Origin of the sequence: Pectobacterium hainanensis, from assembly GCF_046237015.1 — a bacterium.
In the GTDB taxonomy this organism is placed as follows: Bacteria; Pseudomonadota; Gammaproteobacteria; order Enterobacterales; family Enterobacteriaceae; genus JBJYIN01.
This window is the reverse complement of record NZ_JBJYIN010000001.1, coordinates 212,830-234,572: the sequence shown is the minus strand read 5'-3', so window position 1 is coordinate 234,572 and position 21,743 is coordinate 212,830. Positions and strand designations below refer to the sequence as shown.

Sequence of the window (21,743 nt, the reverse complement as noted above, 5' to 3'; positions counted from 1 at the left end):
AATTCAAGTTGCGTGAAGGCGGCAACCGCACGAATCCCCAGGAGCTTACTCAGGTAAGTGACTGGGGTGAGTAAGGACAAATTGGCTAAGCCAATTTGAACGCCGTTTACGGCGGCCCTTCAGGGCGAGGCTCAGAGATGAGCCGAGTATTGCCAACGCACAAGCAGCTTGAAGTATGACGGGTATATTGGCGTCAGGGATGACGCCAGACTCATGAGATAGGGATACTCAGGACGTTTTCTCAGCTAATTGAGCTAATAGTATCTGTTCTATAAGCTCGCTACGGCTGATATTTTGCTGTTCCGCCAGACTATTGAGGATATCTACCGCTTCACTATTGATTTTTAGCTCAATACGCTTCAACCCGCGAACTTTGTCGCGTCGTAACTGGTTACGCTTATTGATTCTTAGCTGCTCATCACGTGAAAGCGGATTAGTCTTCGGGCGGCCCGGGCGACGTTCATCTGCGAACAGATCCAACGTGGTGCGGTCCGTTTGTTCTTTTGCCATAGGTAATGATACTGCAAGGTATTCGGACCAAAACGCGCACATCCTTATGCCTCTATTCTCACTGTGTCGTCGATATTGCCGACCAGCAAGGGATAACCGATGAGGTATATAACGTGTGCATTTTGATGGTGTGGTTACAATGCTTGTGGCTGAATCAGCCGTCCCTCTACTGCGAGCGCCATCATACCCTAGCCGTACTGGCGGCGACAACGGTTAACTGTGGTCGTTTATGGTTAACCTGAGATATGACGGTCTGGTTGGTTAACTGGCAGACAAAAAACGATGAATCGCACGCAATACGGCCTCTGGTTTTTCCGAATGGACCCAGTGTCCCGCACCGCTGATGACATGGGCTCGTGCATTCGGAAATTGACTAACTAATGCATCACGGTAGCTATCGTCCAGATAAGGGGATTTTTCGCCGCGAATAAACAGCGTCGGTCCTTGCCATGGCGGCACAACCTGCCAGCCGACAATATTTTCATACTGTTCCCACAGAACCGGTACATTAAAGCGCCACTCACCTTGTTGGAAAGATTTCAGTAGAAACTGAATGACGCCTTCTTCTTTGATTATGTCGCGCATCAGTTTTGCTGCCTCAGAACGAGAAGTCACGCCAGCCTGGGTGACGGTGTTAAGCGCAGCGAAAATCGTATCGTGCCGACGCAGTTGGTAATCGACTGGTGCAATATCGATCGCAATCAGTTTTTCCAATCGTTCCGGTATCAACGCGGTAAGAGACATGGCGACTTTTCCGCCCATCGAATGACCAATAACGATAGCCCGTTCAATACTGAGTTCATCCATTAACATGAGGACATCTTGCGCCATCGCGGGATAATTCATCTGCGGTGAACGAGGGGAGAGTCCATGATTGCGTAAATCAATTTGCAGCGTGTCATGTTGGTTTTGCAGATCACGGCCCAGAACACCTAGATTATCCAGGTTGCCGAACAGACCATGAATAAGGATCACGGGGAGTTTGCCCTGCGGTTGTTGCGCATCATGCTTACGATAATTCAATTTCATGGTGAAGTTCATTCAGAGAGACAGGCGCTTAGGGTATCATGACTTCACGACATTATGCCGTCATCGACGGAACAGGTTCGACCACTCTGGCGGGAACGTAGAAATTGAGGCGTAGTCCGACTTTTTACATTGTCTGCATTATGGCGCTGTTCGAGAGTGTTTGATCGCTTGTATACTCCTTGACGATTGATTTGAGTTATAAAACAGTACTGGATAAAGATGAAAACTATTGAGGTCGACGAAGAGCTTTATCGTTATATCGCCAGCCACACTCAGCATATTGGTGAGAGCGCATCGGATATTTTACGGCGTATGCTGAAATTTACCGCTGGTCAGCAGATTTCTGAACCGCCGGTGCAACCGTTGGCTACGGCCGACCAGCCGGTATCAACGGGTTCACGCGATCGCGTTCGCACATTACGTGAATTGCTGCTGTCGGATGAATACGCTGAACAGAATAAAGCCATTAATCGTTTTATGCTGGTACTGTCCACGCTATATACCTTATCTCCGTCAGAGTTTGCGGTCGCGACGGAATCGCTCCATGGTCGTACGCGCGTATATTTCGCCGGCGATCAGCAAACACTGTTGCAGAATGGCACGCACACGAAACCCAAACATATTCCGGGTACGCCATACTGGGTCATCACGAATACGAATACCGGTCGTAAACGCAGCATGGTTGAACACATTATGCTGACAATGCAGTTCCCCGCCGAACTTGCAGAGAAAGTTTGCGGAACTATTTAACTTTATTATTTGACAATAGCGTCAGGGAGAAACGCCGATGGCTAATCACCCAAGAGCAGGGAAACCTACCCAGCAAAGCGATTTAATCAATGTGGCGCAATTGACGTCACAGTATTACGTTTTGCGCCCGGAAATTGGGAATGCTGCGCATGCGGTGAAGTTCGGTACTTCTGGTCACCGTGGTAGTGCTGGGCGTCACAGTTTCAATGAAGTGCATATTCTGGCGATTGCACAGGCGATTGCTGAAGAGCGTAAAAAGCAAGGTGTTAGTGGCCCGTGTTATGTGGGTAAGGATACACATGCCTTATCTGAGCCTGCTTTCATTTCCGTCCTGGAAGTCCTGACTGCTAACGGCGTGGACGTGGTTATCCAGCAGGATAATGGCTTTACACCAACGCCAGCTGTTTCCAACGCGATTCTGGTTCACAACCGTCAAGGTGGGGCGCAGGCTGACGGTATTGTCATTACGCCGTCTCATAATCCACCGGAAGATGGCGGTATTAAATATAATCCGCCAAATGGTGGGCCAGCGGATACCAACCTTACCAGCGTGATTGAAAAACGAGCCAACGCGCTACTGGCGGATGAATTACGAGACGTTAAACGCATCACGTTGGATCAGGCGTGGAAAAGCGGCTATCTGCATGAGCAGGATTTAGTACAACCTTATGTGGAAGGGTTGACCCATGTTGTTGATATGGCCGCGATTCAACGCGCAGGTTTGAAATTGGGCGTTGATCCTCTCGGTGGATCCGGTATTACCTATTGGCAGCGTATTGCCGAGCATTACAAACTGGATCTGACGCTGGTAAACGATGCTGTCGATCAAACATTCCGTTTTATGACGCTGGATCATGATGGTGTGATCCGTATGGATTGCTCATCAGTCTCCGCAATGGCTGGGCTGTTGGCGCTTCGTGATAAGTTTGATCTGGCGTTTGCCAACGATCCAGACTATGACCGACATGGTATTGTTACCCCAGCGGGTCTGATGAATCCGAACCACTATCTAGCGGTGTCCATCAACTATCTGTTCCAGAATCGGCCTCTGTGGGGCGAATCGGTTGCCGTGGGCAAAACGCTGGTTTCCAGCGCCATGATCGACCGCGTTGTTGCCGATTTGGGGCGTAAATTAGTTGAAGTACCCGTTGGATTTAAATGGTTTGTTGATGGCCTGTTCGACGGCAGTTTCGGCTTTGGTGGCGAGGAAAGTGCGGGAGCCTCGTTCCTGCGTTTTGACGGTACACCATGGTCAACGGATAAAGATGGGATCATCATGTGTCTGTTGGCTGCGGAAATTACCGCGGTGACAGGGAAGAATCCTCAGCAGCACTATGACGGTCTGGCACAGCGCTTTGGTGCGCCGAGCTATAACCGCATTCAGGCATCAGCCACTCATGCTCAGAAAGCCGCATTGTCTAAGCTCTCGCCTGAACAGGTTTCAGCAAGCACGCTGGCGGGGGATGAGATTACGGCTCGCTTGACGGCAGCACCTGGAAACGGCGCGTCTATCGGTGGTTTGAAAGTCATGACGAACAACGGTTGGTTCGCTGCACGGCCTTCAGGCACGGAAGAAGCGTACAAAATCTACTGTGAAAGTTTCCTCGGTGCAGCGCATCGAGAGCGTATAGAAAAAGAAGCCGTAGAGATTGTGAGTGCCGTGCTGGCGAATGCCAAATAAATTATATTCAGGTGCTGCTTGCAGCACCTTTTATCCTAGTGCGACCATTAGCGCCCCAACCGAAATTAACGCGACACCCGCACCCGCCATCAGTGAAATTTTTTCCCCTAGTAGCAATACGGCTAAAACGACAGCAAACACGACGCTTAACTTATCGATGGGCGCAACCTGTGCAACGTTCCCGTTTTTTAATGCAACAAAGTAAAATAACCATGACATCGCACCAGCCACGCCACTCAGTAGAATAAATAGCAGTGCTTTTTTATTGGCAAGCACGTCGCTGACCAATGCGATTTTCCCCTGAGCAATGACCACTCCAACCAGAAATAGTGCCATAACGACGGCGCGAATCGCGGTGGCAGTATTCGCATCAAGGTTTTGCAGCCCGATTTTCCCAAATAATGCGACCAGTGCTGCGCACAGTGCAGAAAGTAACGCATAGATTAACCAGCTACTCATGATGAGATTTTCCTAAAAAGATATGCCTGAAATAATCCATCATCACCAACGCATCAATATGCAAACTTATTGATGAAACGATGATTTTTTCTGCATGTAAATATTGGCGAAGCGACCACAAGCTGAGCAGCCATAAAATGCAGAACGAAATGTTACGCCGTGTGGCTATCGATCACCAGAATAAGCATGGTGTTCCCTGCGGTATTTGAATTGCAGTGAAAACGGGTACATATCATTGTTATGTGAATGTTTAAATCGGTGTCACGCCGCAACCAATGAGATGTTTATTTTTAACTGTTTTGTAACTTAATGACGAAATGCCAAAAAGAATTGGCGATTATTTCATCTTTTTCTGGTCCGATGAGTAGTAAAGTTTCAGTAAAGGCGGTAAAATTTTAACCAATTTATCAGTTTTGTTTTTATCACGACAGTGAGCCAGACGGCTCTTGTATCCTAAGGGAGGATCGTTATGTCACTTTATACTGCTTATCCTTTACATCGCATTCTCCTGCGCCGTGTTGCTGTTGTATTCGTCGGCATTATGGCCTTGCCTGTCATGCTTTTCCGTCAGGATCGCGCCCGTTTTTACAGCTATTTACATCGTGTGTGGCTGAAAACCAGTGATAAGCCGGTATGGATGGAACAGTCTGAAGCAGTAGCGTGTGATTTTTACTAAGATTTTTACTCGCTGATACTCTTCCGGGCGGCTACAGATTTAGAGTACGACGCCAATATCTTGCGTTGACGTCGTATACCATCGTTGAACGACAACATTAAGCGCTTTTTCCGTTATCGGATAAGGCGCTTATTTTGTTTTTAGCGAATGGAATTTTAGCGCCATCAGCATGACTGACAGACTAATCAGCCATATCAGAATGGGGTTGTAAGCAGAGAATAAGACTATTTATTCATGTCGCCTAAAAAACGTATTCATGTGGCCCAAAAATCGGTTTAGTTAACCGATAACCTTCATCAATATCATGATTTATTACCTTATTTCCGTCGTTGTCGACACAGAAGCGAAGGGAAATCCGCTATGCTGAATAGAGGTAACGTATTTCCATAAGGGCGAATCATGACGATTGAACCTATCCCTGTAGGCATCAGTGCCTGCTTGCTTGGCAACCCAGATAACGGGGACGGAGAACATCAGCGTCTGGCGTTTACGGCTGAAGCGCTGGCCCCGTATTTGGGGTTTGAGTCGGTTTACCCGGAGATGGCAATAGCGCTATCGGTATTACGTCCTGCTTTACGATTGCTTCACGCAGGAGAGGGGACGATAACGTTGTGTGCCAGTAATGGCTCTCCACGTGATGTTACCCATAAGATGGATGCCATCTCCGTCGAAAAAGCCAGTCAGCTACAGCATTTATGTGGTTATATTGCGTGTTCAACATCGCCACGTTGTGGGATAGATCGTGTGAAGGTAGATGAAGAACCACAAAGGCGTGCGATAAAAAGCGGTGTTGCGCTATTTACCCGCGAACTTATGCGCCAAATGCCGTGGTTGCCGATAGAAGACGATGACCGGTTGCACGATCCGAGCGTGCGAGAAAATTTTATTGGGCGAGTTTATGCTTTGCATGAGCTACAGCAGCTTTGGCGGCAAGGTCTTAGCCGTGGTGCACTAATAGGATTCCACAGTCGTTATAAATTGTTGTTACTTGCCCACTCCCAACCGGCGTATCGCGAACTGGGACGCTTTGTTGCCGATATTGATCAATGGGCGTCACTGGAAGCCTTTGCAAAGGCGTATCGCCTGAAATTGATGAAGCTTCTGGCTTTTCCGGCGACCCGACGCAATCACACGAATGTCCTGATGCACGTTCAAGGTTATTTCCGAGGCCAGCTTAATACACAGCAGCGTCAGGAATTGACGCAATTGATTGATCGATATCGACAGGGATTGCAGCCTTTGCTGGCACCGATTACCTTGCTTAAGCACTATATGACAGAATATCCCGATGCTTATTTATCCCAGCAGCGCTATTTCGAGTCTTACCCCGACGCGCTGCGGCTGCGTAATGGTCACTCATGTTCAGATTGAGGAAAACGGATGCATACCCACTTGGTCTGGCTGAGAAATGATTTGCGAATGACCGATAATCGGGCGCTTTCTGCTGCCTGTGCCGATCCTCAAGCCCATGTTATGGCCGTGTTTATTGCCACGCCACAGCAGTGGCAGCAGCATGATATGGCACCGCGCCAGGCTGCATTTTTGCTGGAGAGTCTCAACGTCTTACAACAGGCGTTGGCGGAAAAAGGGATCGCGCTTCACTACCATGAATGTGCCGACTTTGCGGCGGTGACGACCTGGCTGGCACAATTCTGTCAGCAACAGCAGGTATCTCATCTGTTTTATAATCGTCAGTATGAAATCAACGAGCGCCATCGCGATCGACAGGTTGAGAGGCTATTGTCTGAACGAGTGGTATGCCAAAGTTTTGACGATAGTTTATTGTTACCGCCGGGCAGCGTACTGACGGGTAAGGGCGAAATGTTTAAAGTTTTTACGCCCTTTCGACAGGCGTTTATCGCGCGTTTGCTGGCATCAGATACGCATTCGGTTCCCGCGCCGAAAGGACGAGAAAAACGAACAACGCATTGTTCACTGGATACCATGCCTTTTAGCTACCCGCAGCAGGCTATTGGCAGTGATTTTCCTGCTGGCGAGCAAGCTGCCCTGCAACGTTTGCGTACATTTTGCCGCGAGCAGGTGCAGGATTACCATCAGCAGCGAGATTTACCTGCCCGCACAGGAACCAGCAGACTTTCCCCCTATCTGGCGTTGGGAGTGATTTCTCCCCGTCAGTGTTTTAATCGCCTGCGAGCGGAGTGCCCTGAATTACTGGAACAGCGAGATGGCGGGGCTTTTACCTGGTTGAATGAGCTAATTTGGCGTGAATTTTATCGTCATTTGCTGGTGGCGTGGCCTGCATTATGTCAGCACCAGCCGTTCACTCTCTGGACCCATAATATCCATTGGCGACAGGCTCCGGATGAGTTGACCGCATGGCAGCAGGGGCAAACCGGTTATCCTATTGTTGATGCCGCTATGCGGCAATTGAATCAAACCGGTTGGATGCATAACCGTTTACGGATGATTTGCGCCAGTTTTTTAGTCAAGGATTTACTGATCGATTGGCGCGAAGGTGAGCGTTATTTTATGCAGCAACTGTTGGATGGGGACTTAGCGGCGAATAATGGCGGATGGCAATGGGCCGCATCAACAGGAACCGACGCCGCTCCGTATTTTCGTATTTTTAATCCCACCACTCAGGGCGAACGTTTTGATCCGCAGGGGCAGTTCATCCGGCAGTTTTTGCCTGAACTGGCTGACGTGCCGGATAAGGCGATTCATCAGCCTCATTTGTGGGCCAAAAAACAGGGGAGAACGCTCAATTACCCACTCCCCATCGTTGACCATAAAGCCGCCAGACTGCGTACCTTAGCGGCTTTTGAAGCAGCCAAAAACACCAGTACAACGAATAATGAACGGAAAGAGAATAGCAAGTATGCATAATCGAGATTTGGAAAAACTGATTAACGAGTTATTGAATGTCGACGCATTTCAAGACTACGGACCCAATGGTTTACAGGTTGAAGGGCGTAAAGAAATCCAGCGTATCGTCACGGGGGTGACGGCGTCGCAGGCGTTGCTGGATGCGGCTGTTGAACATAAAGCGGATGCTGTTCTGGTTCATCATGGCTATTTCTGGAAAAACGAATCCCCGGTAGTGTGCGGCATGAAGCGTAACCGGTTGAAGACACTGCTGGCGAATGACATCAATCTGTACGGCTATCATTTACCGCTGGACGCGCACCCGACGTTAGGTAATAACGCGCAACTTGCCGCACTCATGGATATCAATGTATTAGGTTTAATTGAACCTCTTTTGCCTTATGGCGAACTTTCACAACCGATGAACAGCGATGCGTTTTGTCGTCGATTGGAAAAACGGCTGGGCCGCACGGTATTGCATTGTGGGGATAATGCACCGTCGCAGATTCATCGTATTGCGTGGTGTACTGGCGGCGGTCAGGGATTTATCGAACAGGCGGCCAGATTTGGGGTTGATGCATTTATTACCGGCGAAGTCTCTGAGCAGACCATCCACATAGCTCGCGAAATGGGGCTGCATTTCTTTGCAGCCGGGCATCATGCCACGGAGCGTGGGGGGATTCGCGCGCTGGGGGAATGGCTGGCGACACATCATGATATTGACGTGACATTTATTGATATCCCCAATCCTGCATAATCGGCGATGGGGGAAAGTCATTGGGGAGAAGACATTGCAAAGAGCCCGGTGTTATCTGTTAGGTGAAAAAACGGTCGTTCTGGAGTTGGAGCCGCCGATGACGTTGCAAACGCAACAGCGTATCTGGGGATTGGCCGAACGTTTGAATCATCATACTGAGGTACAGGAAGCGATCCCCGGTATGAATAACCTGACCGTATTGCTGGAACATCCACAGCATGTTGCGCTTGATGCCATTGAGTGGCTGCAAAAATGGTGGGAAGACAGCGAGTCGCGGGTGCTTGAACCGCGTGATATTGAGATTCCCGTTGTTTATGGCGGCGAATTTGGGCCGGATCTGGACATCGTGGCTCAACATTGCCATTTGACCGCACGTCAGGTGGTTGAAGCCCACGCCGCTGCGCATTACGTCGTTTATTTTCTTGGATTCCAACCGGGGTTCGCCTATCTGGGCGGATTGGATGAGCGCCTTCATACTCCGCGACGGGCGGAACCTCGTTTGCGCGTCGATATCGGTTCGGTTGGAATCGGCGGCGCACAAACGGGGATTTATCCGTTGGCTACGCCAGGAGGGTGGCAACTGATTGGTCGCACCTCGCTGACATTATTCAACCCGGACACCATGCCGCCGACTTTGCTTCGACCTGGTGATAATGTGCGCTTTGTACCACAGAAGGAGGGCATATGCTGAAAATTATCCATGCCGGGTTGCATACCTCCGTACAGGATACCGGACGTCAGGGATTTCGTCGTTTGGGGATCAGTCAGTCTGGCGCGTTGGATGTCCCTGCGTTGAAACTGGCGAATCTGTTGGTTGGTAATCCAGAGGGCGCGGCAGCGCTGGAAGTGACGCTGGGAAAATTTGTTGCCACTTTTACCTCACCCTGTTGGATCGCGCTAACGGGCGCGGATTGTCATGCCAATTTGGATGGCAAACCGTTATGGACCGGTTGGCGTTTTGCGGTAAAAGCCGGACAAACACTGAAAATGCACTTACCGCGACATGGTATGCGTAGTTATCTGGCGTTCTCTGGCGGTATCGATGTTCCTGAAGCCCTTGGATCGCGTAGTACCGATTTGAAAGCGGGTTTTGGCGGTTTTGCTGGTCGTTTACTGGCAGATGGTGATGTGCTTGCGTTGGGAACGCCGACTCGATTGCCGCTTAGGGAAACTGGGGTTAAACAACTGCTGTTTGGGAATCGCGTGCGGGCGTTACCGGGGCCGGAGTATCAGGCGTTTAGTGAACAAGCGCAGGAAACATTCTGGCGGACTCCCTGGCAATTGAGTCCACAGAGTAACCGCATGGGGTACCGGCTTCGTGGGCCAGAATTGCAACGAACGACACCGCGTGAAATGTCGTCACATGGATTATTACCAGGGGTGGTGCAAGTGCCACATAATGGTTATCCCATCGTGCTATTAGCCGATGCTCAGACGACGGGAGGGTATCCGCGAATTGCCTGTGTGATTGAAGCCGATCTTTTCCATTTGGCCCAGATCCGCCTCGGCGAACCGATACATTTTATTCGTTGTACGCTGGATGATGCTCAGCGGGCGGCTCAAGAACAGCAGCGTTATCTGGAGCAACTGGCGTGGAGGCTGAATGATTATTGATCTGAATGCCGATCTGGGCGAAGGTGGCTCGAACGATGAAGCGTTGCTGAAGTTAGTGAGTTCGGCCAATATTGCCTGTGGATTTCACGCTGGTGATGCGCAGACCATGCGGCAGTCAGTACGTTGGGGAATTGACTATGGCGTATCGTTGGGGGCTCATCCTGGGTTTCACGATCGTGAGCATTTTGGACGCAGAGCGATGAGTTTGCCCGCGGAGACCGTGTTTGCGCAGGTGCTTTATCAGCTTGGTGCTCTGAATGCCATTGTGATGGCCGAGGGGGGCAAGCTGTCACATGTGAAGCCACATGGCATGCTCTATAACCAGGCGGCAGACGATCCGGCATTGGCGGACGCGATAGCCAGGGCGGTGAAGGCGATTAACCCCGCATTGCGCTTAGTCGGGTTGGCTGGCAGTGAATTAATTCGCGCTGGGCGACGTTTTGGCTTGGTTACTCGTCAGGAAGTGTTTGCCGATCGGTGTTATCAATCTGATGGATCGCTGGTTCCTCGTCAGCAGTCTGGTGCGTTGATCAACAGTGATGAACTGGCGTTGGCGCAAACGTTGGAAATGATTCAGCGACAGCGAGTACGGGCTAGCGATGGTTCCTGGGTGCCCGTTCAGGCTGATACGGTCTGCGTTCACGGCGATGGTGAGCATGCGTTGACATTTGCCCGTAAGTTACGCCACTGCTTCACTCAACATCAGATACGGGTAGCGGCAGCATAACGATATTTTGTTATTGGAGAAAACATGCCGGAAGGACCGGAGATTCGTCGTGCTGCGGATAAACTTGTTGCCGCAGCAGCGGGTAAAACATTGCGCCACGTTTGGTTTGCCTTTCCTGAATTAAAACAGTACGAATCAGTATTAATCGGGCAGCACATTGAGCAAATTGTTACCCGTGGTAAGGCCCTGCTGACTTACTTTAGTAATGGATTGGTGCTTTACAGCCACAACCAGCTCTATGGCGTGTGGCGCGTTGTCAATGCGGGTGAAACGCCACAAACGAAACGCGATTTGCGAATCCGATTGGAAACGCAGGATGCTGCCATTTTGCTTTATAGCGCTTCCGATATTCACATGTTGACCCGTGAAACTATTGCTACACACCCTTTTTTACAACGTATCGGTCCTGACGTGCTCGATCTGACGTTGACCCGGGATACGGTGCAGGAAAGGCTATTGTTGCCTCGTTTTCGCCGTCGCCAGTTTAGTGGATTGTTGCTCGATCAATCATTTTTGGCTGGGCTTGGCAATTATTTGCGTGTGGAAATTCTCTGGCATGCCAGACTGGCACCACAGCGTACCGCACAGCAGTTGAATGAGTCTGAACGACATGCGTTGAGTCAGGCATTGATTGATATTCCTCGTTTGTCTTACAACACGCGCGGAAGCGTGGACGAGAATCGTCACCACGGTGCAGTGTTTGCGTTCAAGGTTTTTCATCGGGACGGAGAGCTATGTGAACGTTGTGGCAACGTTATTGAAAAAACGTCTCTGGCATCACGGCCATTTTACTGGTGTCCGTTCTGTCAGAACTAAAAGGGTATGAGCGCGAAGAGCGAAAGATTGATAGAAGAAAAGTTGCCACAATAAAAGAGGCCGGAGTTTCCGGCCTCTTTTCACATCGAGGGTGGATTAGTCGTTTTTCAAATTGGACGTAAAATCACGTTTGTCATAACCCGTATACAACTGACGTGGACGAGCGATCTTGATGCCGTCGTCGTGCATTTCGTTCCAGTGTGCAATCCAGCCTACCGTACGTGCCATGGCAAAAATAACCGTGAACATGGAAGAAGGAATGCCCATTGCTTTGAGAATGATGCCTGAGTAGAAATCGACGTTTGGATACAGTTTCTTCTCAATGAAGTACGGGTCGTTCAGGGCGATATTTTCCAGCTCCATTGCCACTTCCAGCAGGTCATCTTTGCGGCCCAACTCTTTTAATACTTCATGGCATGTCTCGCGCATAACGGTGGCGCGTGGATCGTGATTTTTGTAAACGCGGTGACCGAAGCCCATCAGACGGAAAGAATCGTTCTTATCTTTTGCCCGTTCGATGAAGGCCGGGATGTGTTCAACGGAGCTGATTTCTTCCAGCATACGCAAACAAGCTTCATTGGCCCCACCGTGCGCAGGCCCCCACAACGAGGCGATCCCTGCGGCGATACAAGCAAATGGGTTGGCACCGGAAGAACCGGCAGTACGCACGGTAGACGTCGACGCATTCTGTTCGTGATCGGCGTGCAGAATCAAAATTCGATCCATTGCACGTTCTAACACGGGATTGACCACATATTCTTCACAAGGCGTAGAGAACATCATGTGCAGGAAGTTACCGGCATAGGACAGGTTGTTTCTTGGATAAACAAAGGGTTGTCCCAGCGAATACTTGTAACACATCGCGGCAACGGTCGGCATTTTTGATAGCAGACGATACGCTGCAATTTCTCTGTGACGCTCAATACTGATATCCAGGGAATCGTGATAGAACGCTGCCAGTGCGCCCGTCACACCACATAGCACCGCCATTGGGTGAGAGTCACGACGGAAGCCGTGGAACAGACGTGTAATCTGCTCATGAATCATCGTGTGGCGGGTTACCGTGGTTTTAAATGTTTCGTATTGTTCTGGCGTTGGTGCCTCGCCAAATAGCAGGATGTAACAGACTTCCAGATAGTTGGATTTTTCTGCCAACTGGGCGATGGGATAACCACGGTGTAATAAAACACCCTCGTCACCATCGATATAGGTAATTTTAGATTCGCAAGACGCAGTAGAAGTGAAGCCAGGATCAAAGGTGAACAGGCCTTTAGAACCAAGGGGACGAATGTCTATTTCATCATACCCAAGCGTACCGGACAGGACATTTAACTCGATTGGATCTTTGCCATCTAGAGTAAGTGTTGCTTTTTTATCAGCCATTTACAGTCTCCTTAGCGCTTTAATTTTTAAATTTTCACCGAAGAAATACCGTCATGCCTGCACACCGGAGCACTCGCTACCGATGAAACTCTGTTGCGACACGTTTTGTCGATAAGGGCACAGAGCAGGGCGATGGGTCGTAGGCCCGCCACATTCAGGATGAAAACATCGTTCTCCAGGTAATTAACCATTCTCGGGATTTAATTCTCGGAATTTATTGTAGTCATTATCTATGACTTTTACGTGGGTTCTCTCCGTCCACTGTTACATAAGTTGTGCCAGTGGGGAAGCGTAACTATGTTTGCATTAATACATCATAAGAAATTTAGTGCCCTAGTTGTAATTTAAATGTTTAAGTTTTGTCAAATAAGATAATTAATTTTATATAAATTGTGAAAATCGTGACCTAAATCACTATTCAAGGGAAATGTTACCAAACGGTTTGTATGGGAATTGTAATGGGAATGTGAAGGACCTATACTGCCGCCAGGTCTCCGGAATACCCTGCAGTAGGCGCACCCAGTATGAAGGGATCATGCGCTGTTTAGACACCGGAATGTCGATGTTTGAGCGCGTACCGAAAACCTCGTTCCAAGGTTTTCAACTTTCATGCTGTCTGACCTCATCCAGGCCCGGAGGAAGAAACAATAATAAAAGCTGTGTGGGCAAATCTGTGAAAAAACAAAGACCTGTCAATCTGGAATTGCAGACGATCCAGTTTCCCGTTACTGCGATAGCCTCTATCCTTCACCGCGTTTCTGGCGTTATTACCTTTGTTGCCGTTGGCATTCTACTGTGGCTACTCGGCCTGTCTCTTTCTTCTGAGGAAGGTTTCCTTCAGGCTGCCGCAATGATGAATAGTTTCATTGCTAAGTTCATCGTCTGGGGCATTCTTACTGCATTGGCCTACCATATTGTCGGTGGCTTACGTCACCTGATGATGGATTTCGGCTATATAGAAGAAGATCTTGCCACGGGTAAACGTTCTGCAACGCTCTCCTTTATTATTACTGTCGTGCTTTCACTTCTGGCTGGAGTCCTTGTATGGTAAGCAATGCTTCTGCATTAGGACGTAATGGCGTACACGATTGGTTGCTGATTCGCGCTTCTGCCATCGTCATCGTGTTGTATGTGCTGTATATCGTTGGTTTTATTGTGAGCGCCAGCGAACTGACTTATGACGTCTGGCATGGCTTCTTCGCTATGTCTCTCACCAAGGTTTTCACACTGTTAACGTTATTTTCCATCCTGGTACATGCATGGATAGGGATGTGGCAAGTGCTGACCGACTACATTAAACCGCTCGCTTTGCGCCTGACTTTACAGTTGGCGATCGTGGTAACGCTGTTGGTGTATGTCATTTATGGAACTATCGTGGTGTGGGGTGCGTAATGAATTTGCCAGTCAGAGAGTTTGATGCTGTTGTTGTCGGTGCCGGTGGCGCAGGTATGCGAGCCGCACTGCAAATCTCCCAAATGGGTCTTTCCTGTGCGTTGTTATCCAAAGTCTTTCCAACCCGTTCCCATACGGTATCTGCTCAGGGCGGTATTACCGTGGCGCTGGGTAATACCCACGAAGACAATTGGGAATGGCACATGTATGACACGGTAAAAGGGTCAGACTATATCGGCGATCAGGATGCCATTGAATATATGTGTAAAACCGGTCCGGAAGCGATTTTGGAACTGGAACACATGGGATTACCGTTCTCACGTCTTGATGATGGTCGTATTTATCAGCGTCCATTCGGCGGACAATCCAAAAATTTTGGCGGTGAGCAGGCTGCGCGCACGGCGGCGGCGGCTGACCGTACCGGGCATGCATTGCTGCATACGCTGTATCAGCAGAACCTGAAAAACCACACCACCATTTTCTCCGAATGGTATGCGCTGGATCTGGTGAAAAATCAGGATGGCGCAGTAGTTGGGTGTACTGCGATTTGTATCGAAACTGGTGAAGTGGTTTATTTCAAAGCGCGAGCAACCGTACTGGCGACAGGAGGCGCGGGGCGCATTTATCAGTCTACGACCAATGCGCACATTAATACCGGTGATGGTGTGGGAATGGCGCTACGTGCTGGCGTGCCCGTGCAGGACATGGAAATGTGGCAGTTCCATCCGACAGGCATCGCGGGAGCAGGGGTGCTGGTCACGGAAGGTTGTCGTGGCGAAGGCGGTTATCTGCTGAATAAGCACGGCGAGCGCTTTATGGAACGTTATGCGCCGAATGCCAAAGATTTGGCAGGGCGTGATGTTGTCGCCCGTTCCATCATGATCGAGATCCGTGAAGGGCGTGGTTGTGAAGGGCCGTGGGGGCCGCATGCCAAACTGAAACTGGATCATCTGGGGAAAGAAGTTTTGGAATCGCGTCTGCCGGGGATTCTGGAACTGTCTCGTACCTTTGCTCACGTCGATCCGGTTAAAGAACCGATTCCGGTTATTCCAACTTGCCACTATATGATGGGCGGGATTCCGACCAAAGTGAGTGGGCAGGCGTTGACGATTAATGAGAAGGGTGAAGATGTCGTCATTCCAGGCTTGTTCGCCGTGGGTGAAATCGCCTGTGTATCAGTACACGGTGCAAATCGTCTGGGGGGGAACTCGTTACTCGATCTGGTGGTCTTTGGGCGTTCAGCCGGTATGCATCTGCAAGAGTCACTGGACGAGCAGGGGGCAAGCCGTGATGCCAGCGAGTCGGATATTGAGGCTTCGCTCGATCGCTTAACGCGTTGGAACAACACGCGTTCTGGTGAAGATCCGGTCGATATTCGCAAAGCGTTGCAATCCTGTATGCAAAATAACTTCTCGGTCTTCCGCGAAGGGGATGCGATGGCGAAAGGGCTGGAAGAGTTGAAAGTGATTCGCGAGCGTTTGAAAAATGCACGTCTGGATGATACGTCAACAGAGTTCAATACTCAGCGCATTGAATGCCTGGAATTGGACAATTTGATGGAAACTGCTTATGCAACAGCCGTTTCGGCCAATTTCCGGACCGAAAGCCGTGGCGCTCACAGCCGTTTCGACTATCCTGAACGTGATGATGAAAATTGGTTATGTCATTCGTTGTATCTGCCGCATACCGATAGCATGACGCGCCGTGAGGTCAACATGCAACCTAAACTACGTCCGGCTTTCCCGCCGAAAATACGTACCTATTAATAGCGGAGATCAGACGATGAAACTCGAATTTTCTATTTATCGTTATAACCCGGATGTTGATGATGCGCCGCGTATGCAGGATTATTCGCTGGAAGCGGAAGAAGGACGCGACATGATGTTGCTGGACGCGCTGATTTTGCTGAAGGAACAGGACCCGACGCTGTCATTTCGTCGTTCCTGTCGTGAAGGCGTATGCGGTTCTGACGGTGTCAACATGAACGGTAAGAATGGTCTGGCCTGTATTACCCCGGTTTCGGCGTTAAGGCGTGGCAGTAATAAGATTGTGATTCGTCCTTTGCCTGGATTACCCGTTGTCCGCGATTTGGTGGTAGACATGGGACAATTCTATGCTCAATATGAGAAAATAAAACCTTACCTGTTGAATAATGGGAAAAATCCACCGGCGCGTGAACATCTTCAATCTCCGGAACAGCGTGCGAAGCTGGATGGGCTATATGAATGCATCATGTGTGCCTGTTGTTCAACATCTTGTCCGTCGTTCTGGTGGAACCCGGATAAGTTTGTCGGACCGGCAGGGCTGTTGGCAGCATACCGCTTCCTGATTGATAGCCGTGATACAGAAACCAAACCGCGATTGGATAATCTGGACGATGCTTTTAGCGTTTTCCGCTGCCATAGCATTATGAACTGCGTCAATGTGTGCCCGAAAGGGCTTAACCCGACGCGAGCTATCGGCCACATCAAGTCAATGCTGTTACAGCGTAGTGCTTGAGTGCACCGTGTTGTTTTGAAGAAAAAGCGGTAGAGCATTTGCAGTAGAGTATTTGCGGTAAGCAGTAGTGTGTTTGCAGCAAAAGGTAAGAAGCCTATACCCTAAATAATTCAAGTTTCAGGAAGGCGGCAAGAGAAGGAATCCCGATGAGCTTACTTGAGTAAGTGATTCGGGTGACTGAACGTAGCCAACGCGCATGCAACTTGAAGTATGACGGGTATAAAACATGTACGCCCTCTGGTTCTGTATTGCCAGAGGGTTGCAGGAAACCTTTAAAAACCGGCTTACGCGCCAGAACCGGTTTTTAAAGGTTCCTTAAAGGGTGGGATACCCTGATAGCGCGTACCGATGTACGACAAGTGAACCGTTTACGGCAACTGATTTTATACGGCACGAATGACATGTTAACCACGGCGAAAACTGAAGCTTATTAGCTTAAGGGATCATGATGCAGAACGGCGCAATGAAGGCCTGGCTGGATTCCTCCTATCTGGCGGGCGCGAACCAGTCCTACATAGAACAGCTTTATGAAGATTTTTTAACCGATCCGGATTCTATCGATCTCAGCTGGCGCTCGATCTTCCAGCAATTACCGACTACTGGGGTCAAGCCAGATCAACTCCACTCCAAAACACGTGACTATTTCCGTCGTTTAGCGAAAGACTCGTCACGTTTTACCTCATCAGTTACCGATCCTGATATCGATGCCAAACAGGTCAAAGTGCTGCAATTGATCAACGCATTCCGTTTTCGCGGGCATCAGCAGGCGAATCTGGATCCGATTGATCTACGTCCTCAACTTCCTGTCGCTGAGTTGGATTTGGATTATCACAACCTGACTCAGGATGATTTGCAGGAAAGCTTCAATGTGGGTTCGTTTGCCATTGGTAAAGAAACCATGAAGCTGGCGGATCTGTATGACGCGCTGAAACGGACCTATTGTGGGTCTATTGGTGCGGAATACATGCATATCACCAGCACGGAAGAGAAACGTTGGGTTCAGCAGCGCATCGAATCGGTGATGGGGCAATCGTCATTTTCGGTGGAAGAAAAACGCCGGTTCCTGAAAGAATTGACCGCGGCGGAAGGGTTGGAACGTTATCTGGGGGCTAAATACCCTGGAGCTAAACGTTTCTCGCTGGAAGGGGGCGATGCACTGGTCCCGATGCTAAAAGAGTTAATTCGGCATGCCGGCAGTAACGGTACTCGCGAAGTGGTCTTGGGGATGGCACACCGTGGTCGTCTCAATGTGCTGGTCAACGTATTAGGTAAGAAACCTCAGGATCTCTTTGATGAGTTTGCCGGTAAGCATAAAGAGCATTTGGGCACCGGTGATGTGAAATATCACCAGGGTTTCTCTTCTGAGTTCGATACTGCGGGTGGGCTGGTGCATTTGGCGTTAGCGTTTAACCCCTCTCACCTGGAAATTGTGAGTCCGGTAGTCACGGGATCGGTTCGTGCTCGCCTCGATCGTTTAGGTAGCCAGAGTGGTCCCCGTGTACTCCCCATTACTATTCATGGTGATGCGGCGATCAGTGGACAAGGCGTGGTGCAAGAGTTGCTGAATATGTCGACGGTACGTGGCTATGAAGTCGGCGGAACACTGCGTATCGTTATTAATAACCGTATTGGGTTTACCACGTCTCACCCGCTGGATATTCGGTCGACGGAATACTGTACCGATATCGGTAAGATGGTTCAGGCACCGATTTTCCACGTTAATGCGGATGATCCTGAAGCCGTTGCCTTCGTGACCCGTTTGGCGCTTGATTTCCGTAACACCTTTAAACGCGATGTCTTTATCGATCTGATTTGCTATCGCCGACACGGTCATAATGAAGCGGATGAGCCAAGTGCGACTCAGCCGATGATGTATCAGAAGATCAAAAAGCATCCTACGCCACGTAAGGTGTATGCCGATCGTCTGGAGGATGAAAAAGTCATTAAGCTGGAAGACGCAACCGAAATGGTTAATCTGTATCGTGATGCGTTGGATGGTGGTGAATGTGTGGTTGAAGAGTGGCGAGAGATGGATATGCAGTCCTTTACCTGGACGCCTTATCTAAACCACGAATGGGATGAACCGTATCCGCACAAAGTTGAAATGAAACGTTTGCAGGAGCTTGCCAAACGCATCAGCGAGGTGCCAGAAGGCATCGATATTCACCCTCGTGTTGCCAAAGTTTACAATGATCGGGCCGAAATGGCGCAGGGAAATAAACCGTTCGACTGGGGCGCGGCAGAGAATCTGGCTTACGCAACGCTGGTCGATGATGGCATTCCAATTCGTCTTTCTGGTGAAGATTCTGGACGAGGAACGTTCTTCCACCGTCATGCTGTCGTCCACAATCAGAAAAATGGCTCAAGCTATACGCCATTGAGCCATGTCCATAACGCACAGGGTATATTCAACGTTTGGGACTCAGTCCTGTCCGAAGAAGCGATATTGGCTTTTGAATATGGCTATGCCACGGCGGAACCTCGGACACTGACTATTTGGGAAGCGCAGTTTGGCGATTTCGCCAATGGCGCGCAGGTGGTCATCGATCAGTTCATCAGTTCCGGTGAGCAGAAATGGGGACGGATGTGTGGTCTGGTGATGTTGCTGCCGCATGGCTACGAAGGGCAGGGGCCGGAGCACTCTTCTGCTCGATTGGAACGCTATCTGCAATTATGTGCTGAACAAAATATGCAGGTTTGTATTCCGTCAACGCCTTCTCAGGTTTACCACATGCTGCGCCGACAGGCTCTGCGTGGTATGCGCCGTCCGTTGATTGTTATGTCGCCGAAATCGCTGCTGCGTCATCCGCTGGCTATCTCGTCTCTGGATGAGTTGGCTAACGGTCAATTCCTGCCAGCAATTGGTGAAGTCGATGATCTGGATCCCAAGGCTATCAAACGTGTCGTTCTCTGTTCCGGTAAGGTTTACTATGATTTAGTGGAACAGCGTCGTAAGAACGAACAGAAAGATGTTGCCATCGTGCGTATCGAACAGCTTTATCCGTTCCCGCATCAGGCTGTTCAGGCGGTACTTGAGCCATTTGCTCATGTACATGACTTTGTGTGGTGTCAGGAAGAGCCGCTGAATCAAGGTGCCTGGTATTGCAGTCAGCATCATTTCCGTGAAGTGATTCCTTTTGGCGCATCTTTACGTTACGCCGGACGCCCGGCATCGGCTTCGCCTGCTGTCGGCTATTTGTCTGTGCATCAGCAACAACAACAAGCTCTGGTTAATGACGCGCTGAACGTTGATTAAATAAAAAAGGATAGATAATGAGTAGCGTAGATATTCTCGTTCCCGACTTGCCTGAATCGGTTGCCGACGCCACAGTGGCAACCTGGCACAAGAAACCCGGTGATAGCGTCGAACGTGACGACATTCTGGTTGAAATTGAAACGGATAAAGTTATTTTGGAAGTCCCTGCTTCCGAGGCTGGTGTTCTGGATGCGATTCTGGAAGATGAAGGCGCCACGGTAACGTCTCGCCAGGTATTGGGTCGTTTGCGCGCCGGTGACAGCTCCGGTAAAGAAACCAGTGAGAAAGCGCAGAGCAAGGAATCTACTCCTGCTCAGCGCCATACGGCTGCACTGGAAGAAGAGAACAATGAAGCACTCAGCCCGGCTATTCGACGCCTGATTGCAGAACACGACCTTGATGCCGCCGCGATTAAAGGCAGTGGTGTCGGTGGGCGCATTACCCGCGAAGATGTTGATAAACATCTGGCTGAACAGAAAAAAAGCGCGAAGAAAGAAGAGAAACCAGCTACATCCCCTTCAGCGCCGGCTCTGGGTAACCGTAGTGAAAAACGTGTTCCGATGACGCGTCTGCGCAAACGCGTGGCAGAGCGTTTGCTGGAAGCGAAGAACAGCACGGCGATGCTGACGACGTTCAACGAAGTCAATATGCAGCCTATTATGGATCTGCGTAAGCAATACGGCGAGGCTTTCGAGAAACGTCATGGTGTGCGTTTGGGCTTCATGTCTTTCTATCTCAAAGCGGTGGTCGAAGCGCTGAAACGCTATCCGGAAGTCAATGCATCCATTGATGGCGAAGATGTGGTTTACCACAACTATTTTGATGTCAGCATCGCTGTATCAACGCCTCGCGGTCTGGTTACGCCGGTTCTGCGTGATGTTGATGCCTTGGGTATGGCTGATATCGAGAAGAGAATCAAAGATTTGGCAGTGAAGGGGCGCGATGGAAAATTAACGGTTGAAGAGTTAACCGGTGGTAATTTTACCATTACTAACGGTGGCGTATTCGGCTCGTTGATGTCAACGCCTATCATCAACCCGCCGCAAAGTGCGATTCTCGGTATGCATGCGATTAAAGATCGCCCGATGGCGGTGGACGGTCAGGTGGTTATCCTGCCGATGATGTATCTGGCGCTGTCCTACGATCATCGCCTGATCGATGGACGTGAATCCGTAGGCTTCCTCGTCACCGTGAAAGAAATGTTAGAAGACCCTGCTCGTCTGTTGCTGGACGTTTGATCGAATAAGGCGGTAAGCCAGTAAAGGCTTACTGCCTGAAAATGTGTGCTATGCAGGCCGTTCTTATTAACGGCTTTATCCAAAAATATCAGAGAGCCTTGCGTCCTCTCTTCAAACTTAAATGGATAGA

General features: G+C 49.7%; 20 protein-coding genes. 16 read left to right on the top strand and 4 right to left on the bottom strand.

All coding sequences use genetic code 11. The features are described 5' to 3' along the window. Positions 1-228: 228 nt before the first annotated feature. Both ybfE and ybfF read right to left on the bottom strand, forming a co-directional pair. Entirely contained in the window at positions 229-510 is a 282-nt protein-coding gene (gene ybfE / locus ACKPVM_RS01230) for a LexA regulated protein (protein ID WP_409306330.1), read from the bottom strand. Positions 511-771: 261 nt separating this feature from the next. Continuing rightward, on the bottom strand, positions 772-1,539 hold the full coding sequence (gene ybfF, locus ACKPVM_RS01225) for an esterase (RefSeq protein ID WP_409306329.1): 768 nt from the start codon (positions 1,537-1,539) through the stop codon (positions 772-774). Positions 1,540-1,758: 219 nt separating this feature from the next. Between ybfF and seqA the strand changes: the two genes are divergently transcribed. Further along, a complete protein-coding gene (gene seqA / locus ACKPVM_RS01220) occupies positions 1,759-2,289 on the top strand; it encodes a replication initiation negative regulator SeqA (RefSeq protein ID WP_409306328.1) in 531 nt (176 codons plus the stop codon). Positions 2,290-2,326: 37 nt separating this feature from the next. Continuing rightward, positions 2,327-3,970, top strand: a complete 1,644-nt coding sequence (gene pgm, locus ACKPVM_RS01215) for a phosphoglucomutase (alpha-D-glucose-1,6-bisphosphate-dependent) (RefSeq protein WP_409306327.1) — start codon at positions 2,327-2,329, stop codon at positions 3,968-3,970. Between the two features lie 30 nt (positions 3,971-4,000). On the opposite strand, the gene ACKPVM_RS01210 is transcribed toward pgm, so the two are convergent. After that, positions 4,001-4,429, bottom strand: coding sequence for an EamA family transporter (locus ACKPVM_RS01210; RefSeq protein ID WP_409306326.1), 429 nt, complete (start codon positions 4,427-4,429; stop codon positions 4,001-4,003). Between the two features lie 469 nt (positions 4,430-4,898). On the opposite strand from ACKPVM_RS01210, the gene ACKPVM_RS01205 reads away from it, so the two are divergent. From ACKPVM_RS01205 to nei, 8 genes are all read left to right on the top strand, one after another. Then, on the top strand, positions 4,899-5,105 hold the full coding sequence (locus ACKPVM_RS01205; protein ID WP_409306325.1) for a YbfA family protein: 207 nt from the start codon (positions 4,899-4,901) through the stop codon (positions 5,103-5,105). A 399-nt stretch (positions 5,106-5,504) separates the two neighbouring features. After that, entirely contained in the window at positions 5,505-6,476 is a 972-nt protein-coding gene (locus ACKPVM_RS01200; protein WP_409306324.1) for a YbgA family protein, read from the top strand. 9 nt (positions 6,477-6,485) lie between these two features. Further along, a complete protein-coding gene (phrB, locus tag ACKPVM_RS01195) occupies positions 6,486-7,952 on the top strand; it encodes a deoxyribodipyrimidine photo-lyase (protein ID WP_409306323.1) in 1,467 nt (488 codons plus the stop codon). Beyond that, positions 7,945-8,688, top strand: coding sequence for a type 2 GTP cyclohydrolase I (locus ACKPVM_RS01190; protein WP_409306322.1), 744 nt, complete (start codon positions 7,945-7,947; stop codon positions 8,686-8,688). Before phrB ends, ACKPVM_RS01190 begins: the two co-directional genes overlap by 8 nt. Positions 8,689-8,722: 34 nt before the next feature. Further along, a complete protein-coding gene (pxpB, locus tag ACKPVM_RS01185; RefSeq protein ID WP_409306321.1) occupies positions 8,723-9,379 on the top strand; it encodes a 5-oxoprolinase subunit PxpB in 657 nt (218 codons plus the stop codon). Continuing rightward, the gene (gene pxpC / locus ACKPVM_RS01180; RefSeq protein ID WP_409306320.1) at positions 9,373-10,302 is read left to right on the top strand and encodes a 5-oxoprolinase subunit PxpC; all 930 of its coding nucleotides are present in this window, start codon (positions 9,373-9,375) and stop codon (positions 10,300-10,302) included. Before pxpB ends, pxpC begins: the two co-directional genes overlap by 7 nt. Further along, positions 10,292-11,029, top strand: a complete 738-nt coding sequence (gene pxpA, locus ACKPVM_RS01175) for a 5-oxoprolinase subunit PxpA (RefSeq protein WP_409306319.1) — start codon at positions 10,292-10,294, stop codon at positions 11,027-11,029. Before pxpC ends, pxpA begins: the two co-directional genes overlap by 11 nt. A 24-nt stretch (positions 11,030-11,053) precedes the next feature. Beyond that, positions 11,054-11,845, top strand: coding sequence for an endonuclease VIII (nei, locus tag ACKPVM_RS01170; protein WP_409306318.1), 792 nt, complete (start codon positions 11,054-11,056; stop codon positions 11,843-11,845). A gap of 96 nt (positions 11,846-11,941) precedes the next feature. Here nei and ACKPVM_RS01165 read toward each other — a convergent pair whose 3' ends face one another. Continuing rightward, the gene (locus tag ACKPVM_RS01165) at positions 11,942-13,228 is read right to left on the bottom strand and encodes a citrate synthase (protein ID WP_409306317.1); all 1,287 of its coding nucleotides are present in this window, start codon (positions 13,226-13,228) and stop codon (positions 11,942-11,944) included. A gap of 661 nt (positions 13,229-13,889) precedes the next feature. On the opposite strand from ACKPVM_RS01165, the gene sdhC reads away from it, so the two are divergent. From sdhC to odhB, 6 genes are all read left to right on the top strand, one after another. Next, on the top strand, positions 13,890-14,279 hold the full coding sequence (gene sdhC / locus ACKPVM_RS01160; RefSeq protein ID WP_409306316.1) for a succinate dehydrogenase cytochrome b556 subunit: 390 nt from the start codon (positions 13,890-13,892) through the stop codon (positions 14,277-14,279). Further along, a complete protein-coding gene (gene sdhD, locus ACKPVM_RS01155; protein WP_409306315.1) occupies positions 14,273-14,620 on the top strand; it encodes a succinate dehydrogenase membrane anchor subunit in 348 nt (115 codons plus the stop codon). The genes sdhC and sdhD overlap by 7 nt, the downstream gene beginning before the upstream one ends. Beyond that, entirely contained in the window at positions 14,620-16,386 is a 1,767-nt protein-coding gene (gene sdhA / locus ACKPVM_RS01150; protein ID WP_409306314.1) for a succinate dehydrogenase flavoprotein subunit, read from the top strand. The genes sdhD and sdhA overlap by 1 nt, the downstream gene beginning before the upstream one ends. A 16-nt stretch (positions 16,387-16,402) precedes the next feature. Further along, complete coding sequence (locus ACKPVM_RS01145; RefSeq protein ID WP_409306313.1) at positions 16,403-17,119, top strand: succinate dehydrogenase iron-sulfur subunit; 717 nt, start codon at positions 16,403-16,405, stop codon at positions 17,117-17,119. A gap of 448 nt (positions 17,120-17,567) precedes the next feature. Then, the gene (gene sucA, locus ACKPVM_RS01140; RefSeq protein WP_409306491.1) at positions 17,568-20,375 is read left to right on the top strand and encodes a 2-oxoglutarate dehydrogenase E1 component; all 2,808 of its coding nucleotides are present in this window, start codon (positions 17,568-17,570) and stop codon (positions 20,373-20,375) included. Positions 20,376-20,392: 17 nt separating this feature from the next. Next, positions 20,393-21,613: a 2-oxoglutarate dehydrogenase complex dihydrolipoyllysine-residue succinyltransferase gene (odhB, locus tag ACKPVM_RS01135; protein WP_409306312.1), complete on the top strand. Its 1,221-nt coding sequence runs from the start codon at positions 20,393-20,395 to the stop codon at positions 21,611-21,613. Positions 21,614-21,743: the final 130 nt, after the last annotated feature.

Excerpts from the sequence above, each read along its gene's own strand:
- ybfE (WP_409306330.1), bottom strand. The coding sequence starts at position 510 with ATGGCAAAAGAACAAACGGACCGCACCACGTTGGATCTGTTCGCAGAT.
- ybfF (WP_409306329.1), bottom strand. The coding sequence starts at position 1,539 with ATGAAATTGAATTATCGTAAGCATGATGCGCAACAACCGCAGGGCAAA.
- seqA (WP_409306328.1), top strand. The coding sequence starts at position 1,759 with ATGAAAACTATTGAGGTCGACGAAGAGCTTTATCGTTATATCGCCAGC.
- pgm (WP_409306327.1), top strand. The coding sequence starts at position 2,327 with ATGGCTAATCACCCAAGAGCAGGGAAACCTACCCAGCAAAGCGATTTA.
- ACKPVM_RS01210 (WP_409306326.1), bottom strand. The coding sequence starts at position 4,429 with ATGAGTAGCTGGTTAATCTATGCGTTACTTTCTGCACTGTGCGCAGCA.
- ACKPVM_RS01205 (WP_409306325.1), top strand. The coding sequence starts at position 4,899 with ATGTCACTTTATACTGCTTATCCTTTACATCGCATTCTCCTGCGCCGT.
- ACKPVM_RS01200 (WP_409306324.1), top strand. The coding sequence starts at position 5,505 with ATGACGATTGAACCTATCCCTGTAGGCATCAGTGCCTGCTTGCTTGGC.
- phrB (WP_409306323.1), top strand. The coding sequence starts at position 6,486 with ATGCATACCCACTTGGTCTGGCTGAGAAATGATTTGCGAATGACCGAT.
- ACKPVM_RS01190 (WP_409306322.1), top strand. The coding sequence starts at position 7,945 with ATGCATAATCGAGATTTGGAAAAACTGATTAACGAGTTATTGAATGTC.
- pxpC (WP_409306320.1), top strand. The coding sequence starts at position 9,373 with ATGCTGAAAATTATCCATGCCGGGTTGCATACCTCCGTACAGGATACC.
- pxpA (WP_409306319.1), top strand. The coding sequence starts at position 10,292 with ATGATTATTGATCTGAATGCCGATCTGGGCGAAGGTGGCTCGAACGAT.
- nei (WP_409306318.1), top strand. The coding sequence starts at position 11,054 with ATGCCGGAAGGACCGGAGATTCGTCGTGCTGCGGATAAACTTGTTGCC.
- ACKPVM_RS01165 (WP_409306317.1), bottom strand. The coding sequence starts at position 13,228 with ATGGCTGATAAAAAAGCAACACTTACTCTAGATGGCAAAGATCCAATC.
- sdhD (WP_409306315.1), top strand. The coding sequence starts at position 14,273 with ATGGTAAGCAATGCTTCTGCATTAGGACGTAATGGCGTACACGATTGG.
- sdhA (WP_409306314.1), top strand. The coding sequence starts at position 14,620 with ATGAATTTGCCAGTCAGAGAGTTTGATGCTGTTGTTGTCGGTGCCGGT.
- ACKPVM_RS01145 (WP_409306313.1), top strand. The coding sequence starts at position 16,403 with ATGAAACTCGAATTTTCTATTTATCGTTATAACCCGGATGTTGATGAT.
- sucA (WP_409306491.1), top strand. The coding sequence starts at position 17,568 with ATGCAGAACGGCGCAATGAAGGCCTGGCTGGATTCCTCCTATCTGGCG.
- odhB (WP_409306312.1), top strand. The coding sequence starts at position 20,393 with ATGAGTAGCGTAGATATTCTCGTTCCCGACTTGCCTGAATCGGTTGCC.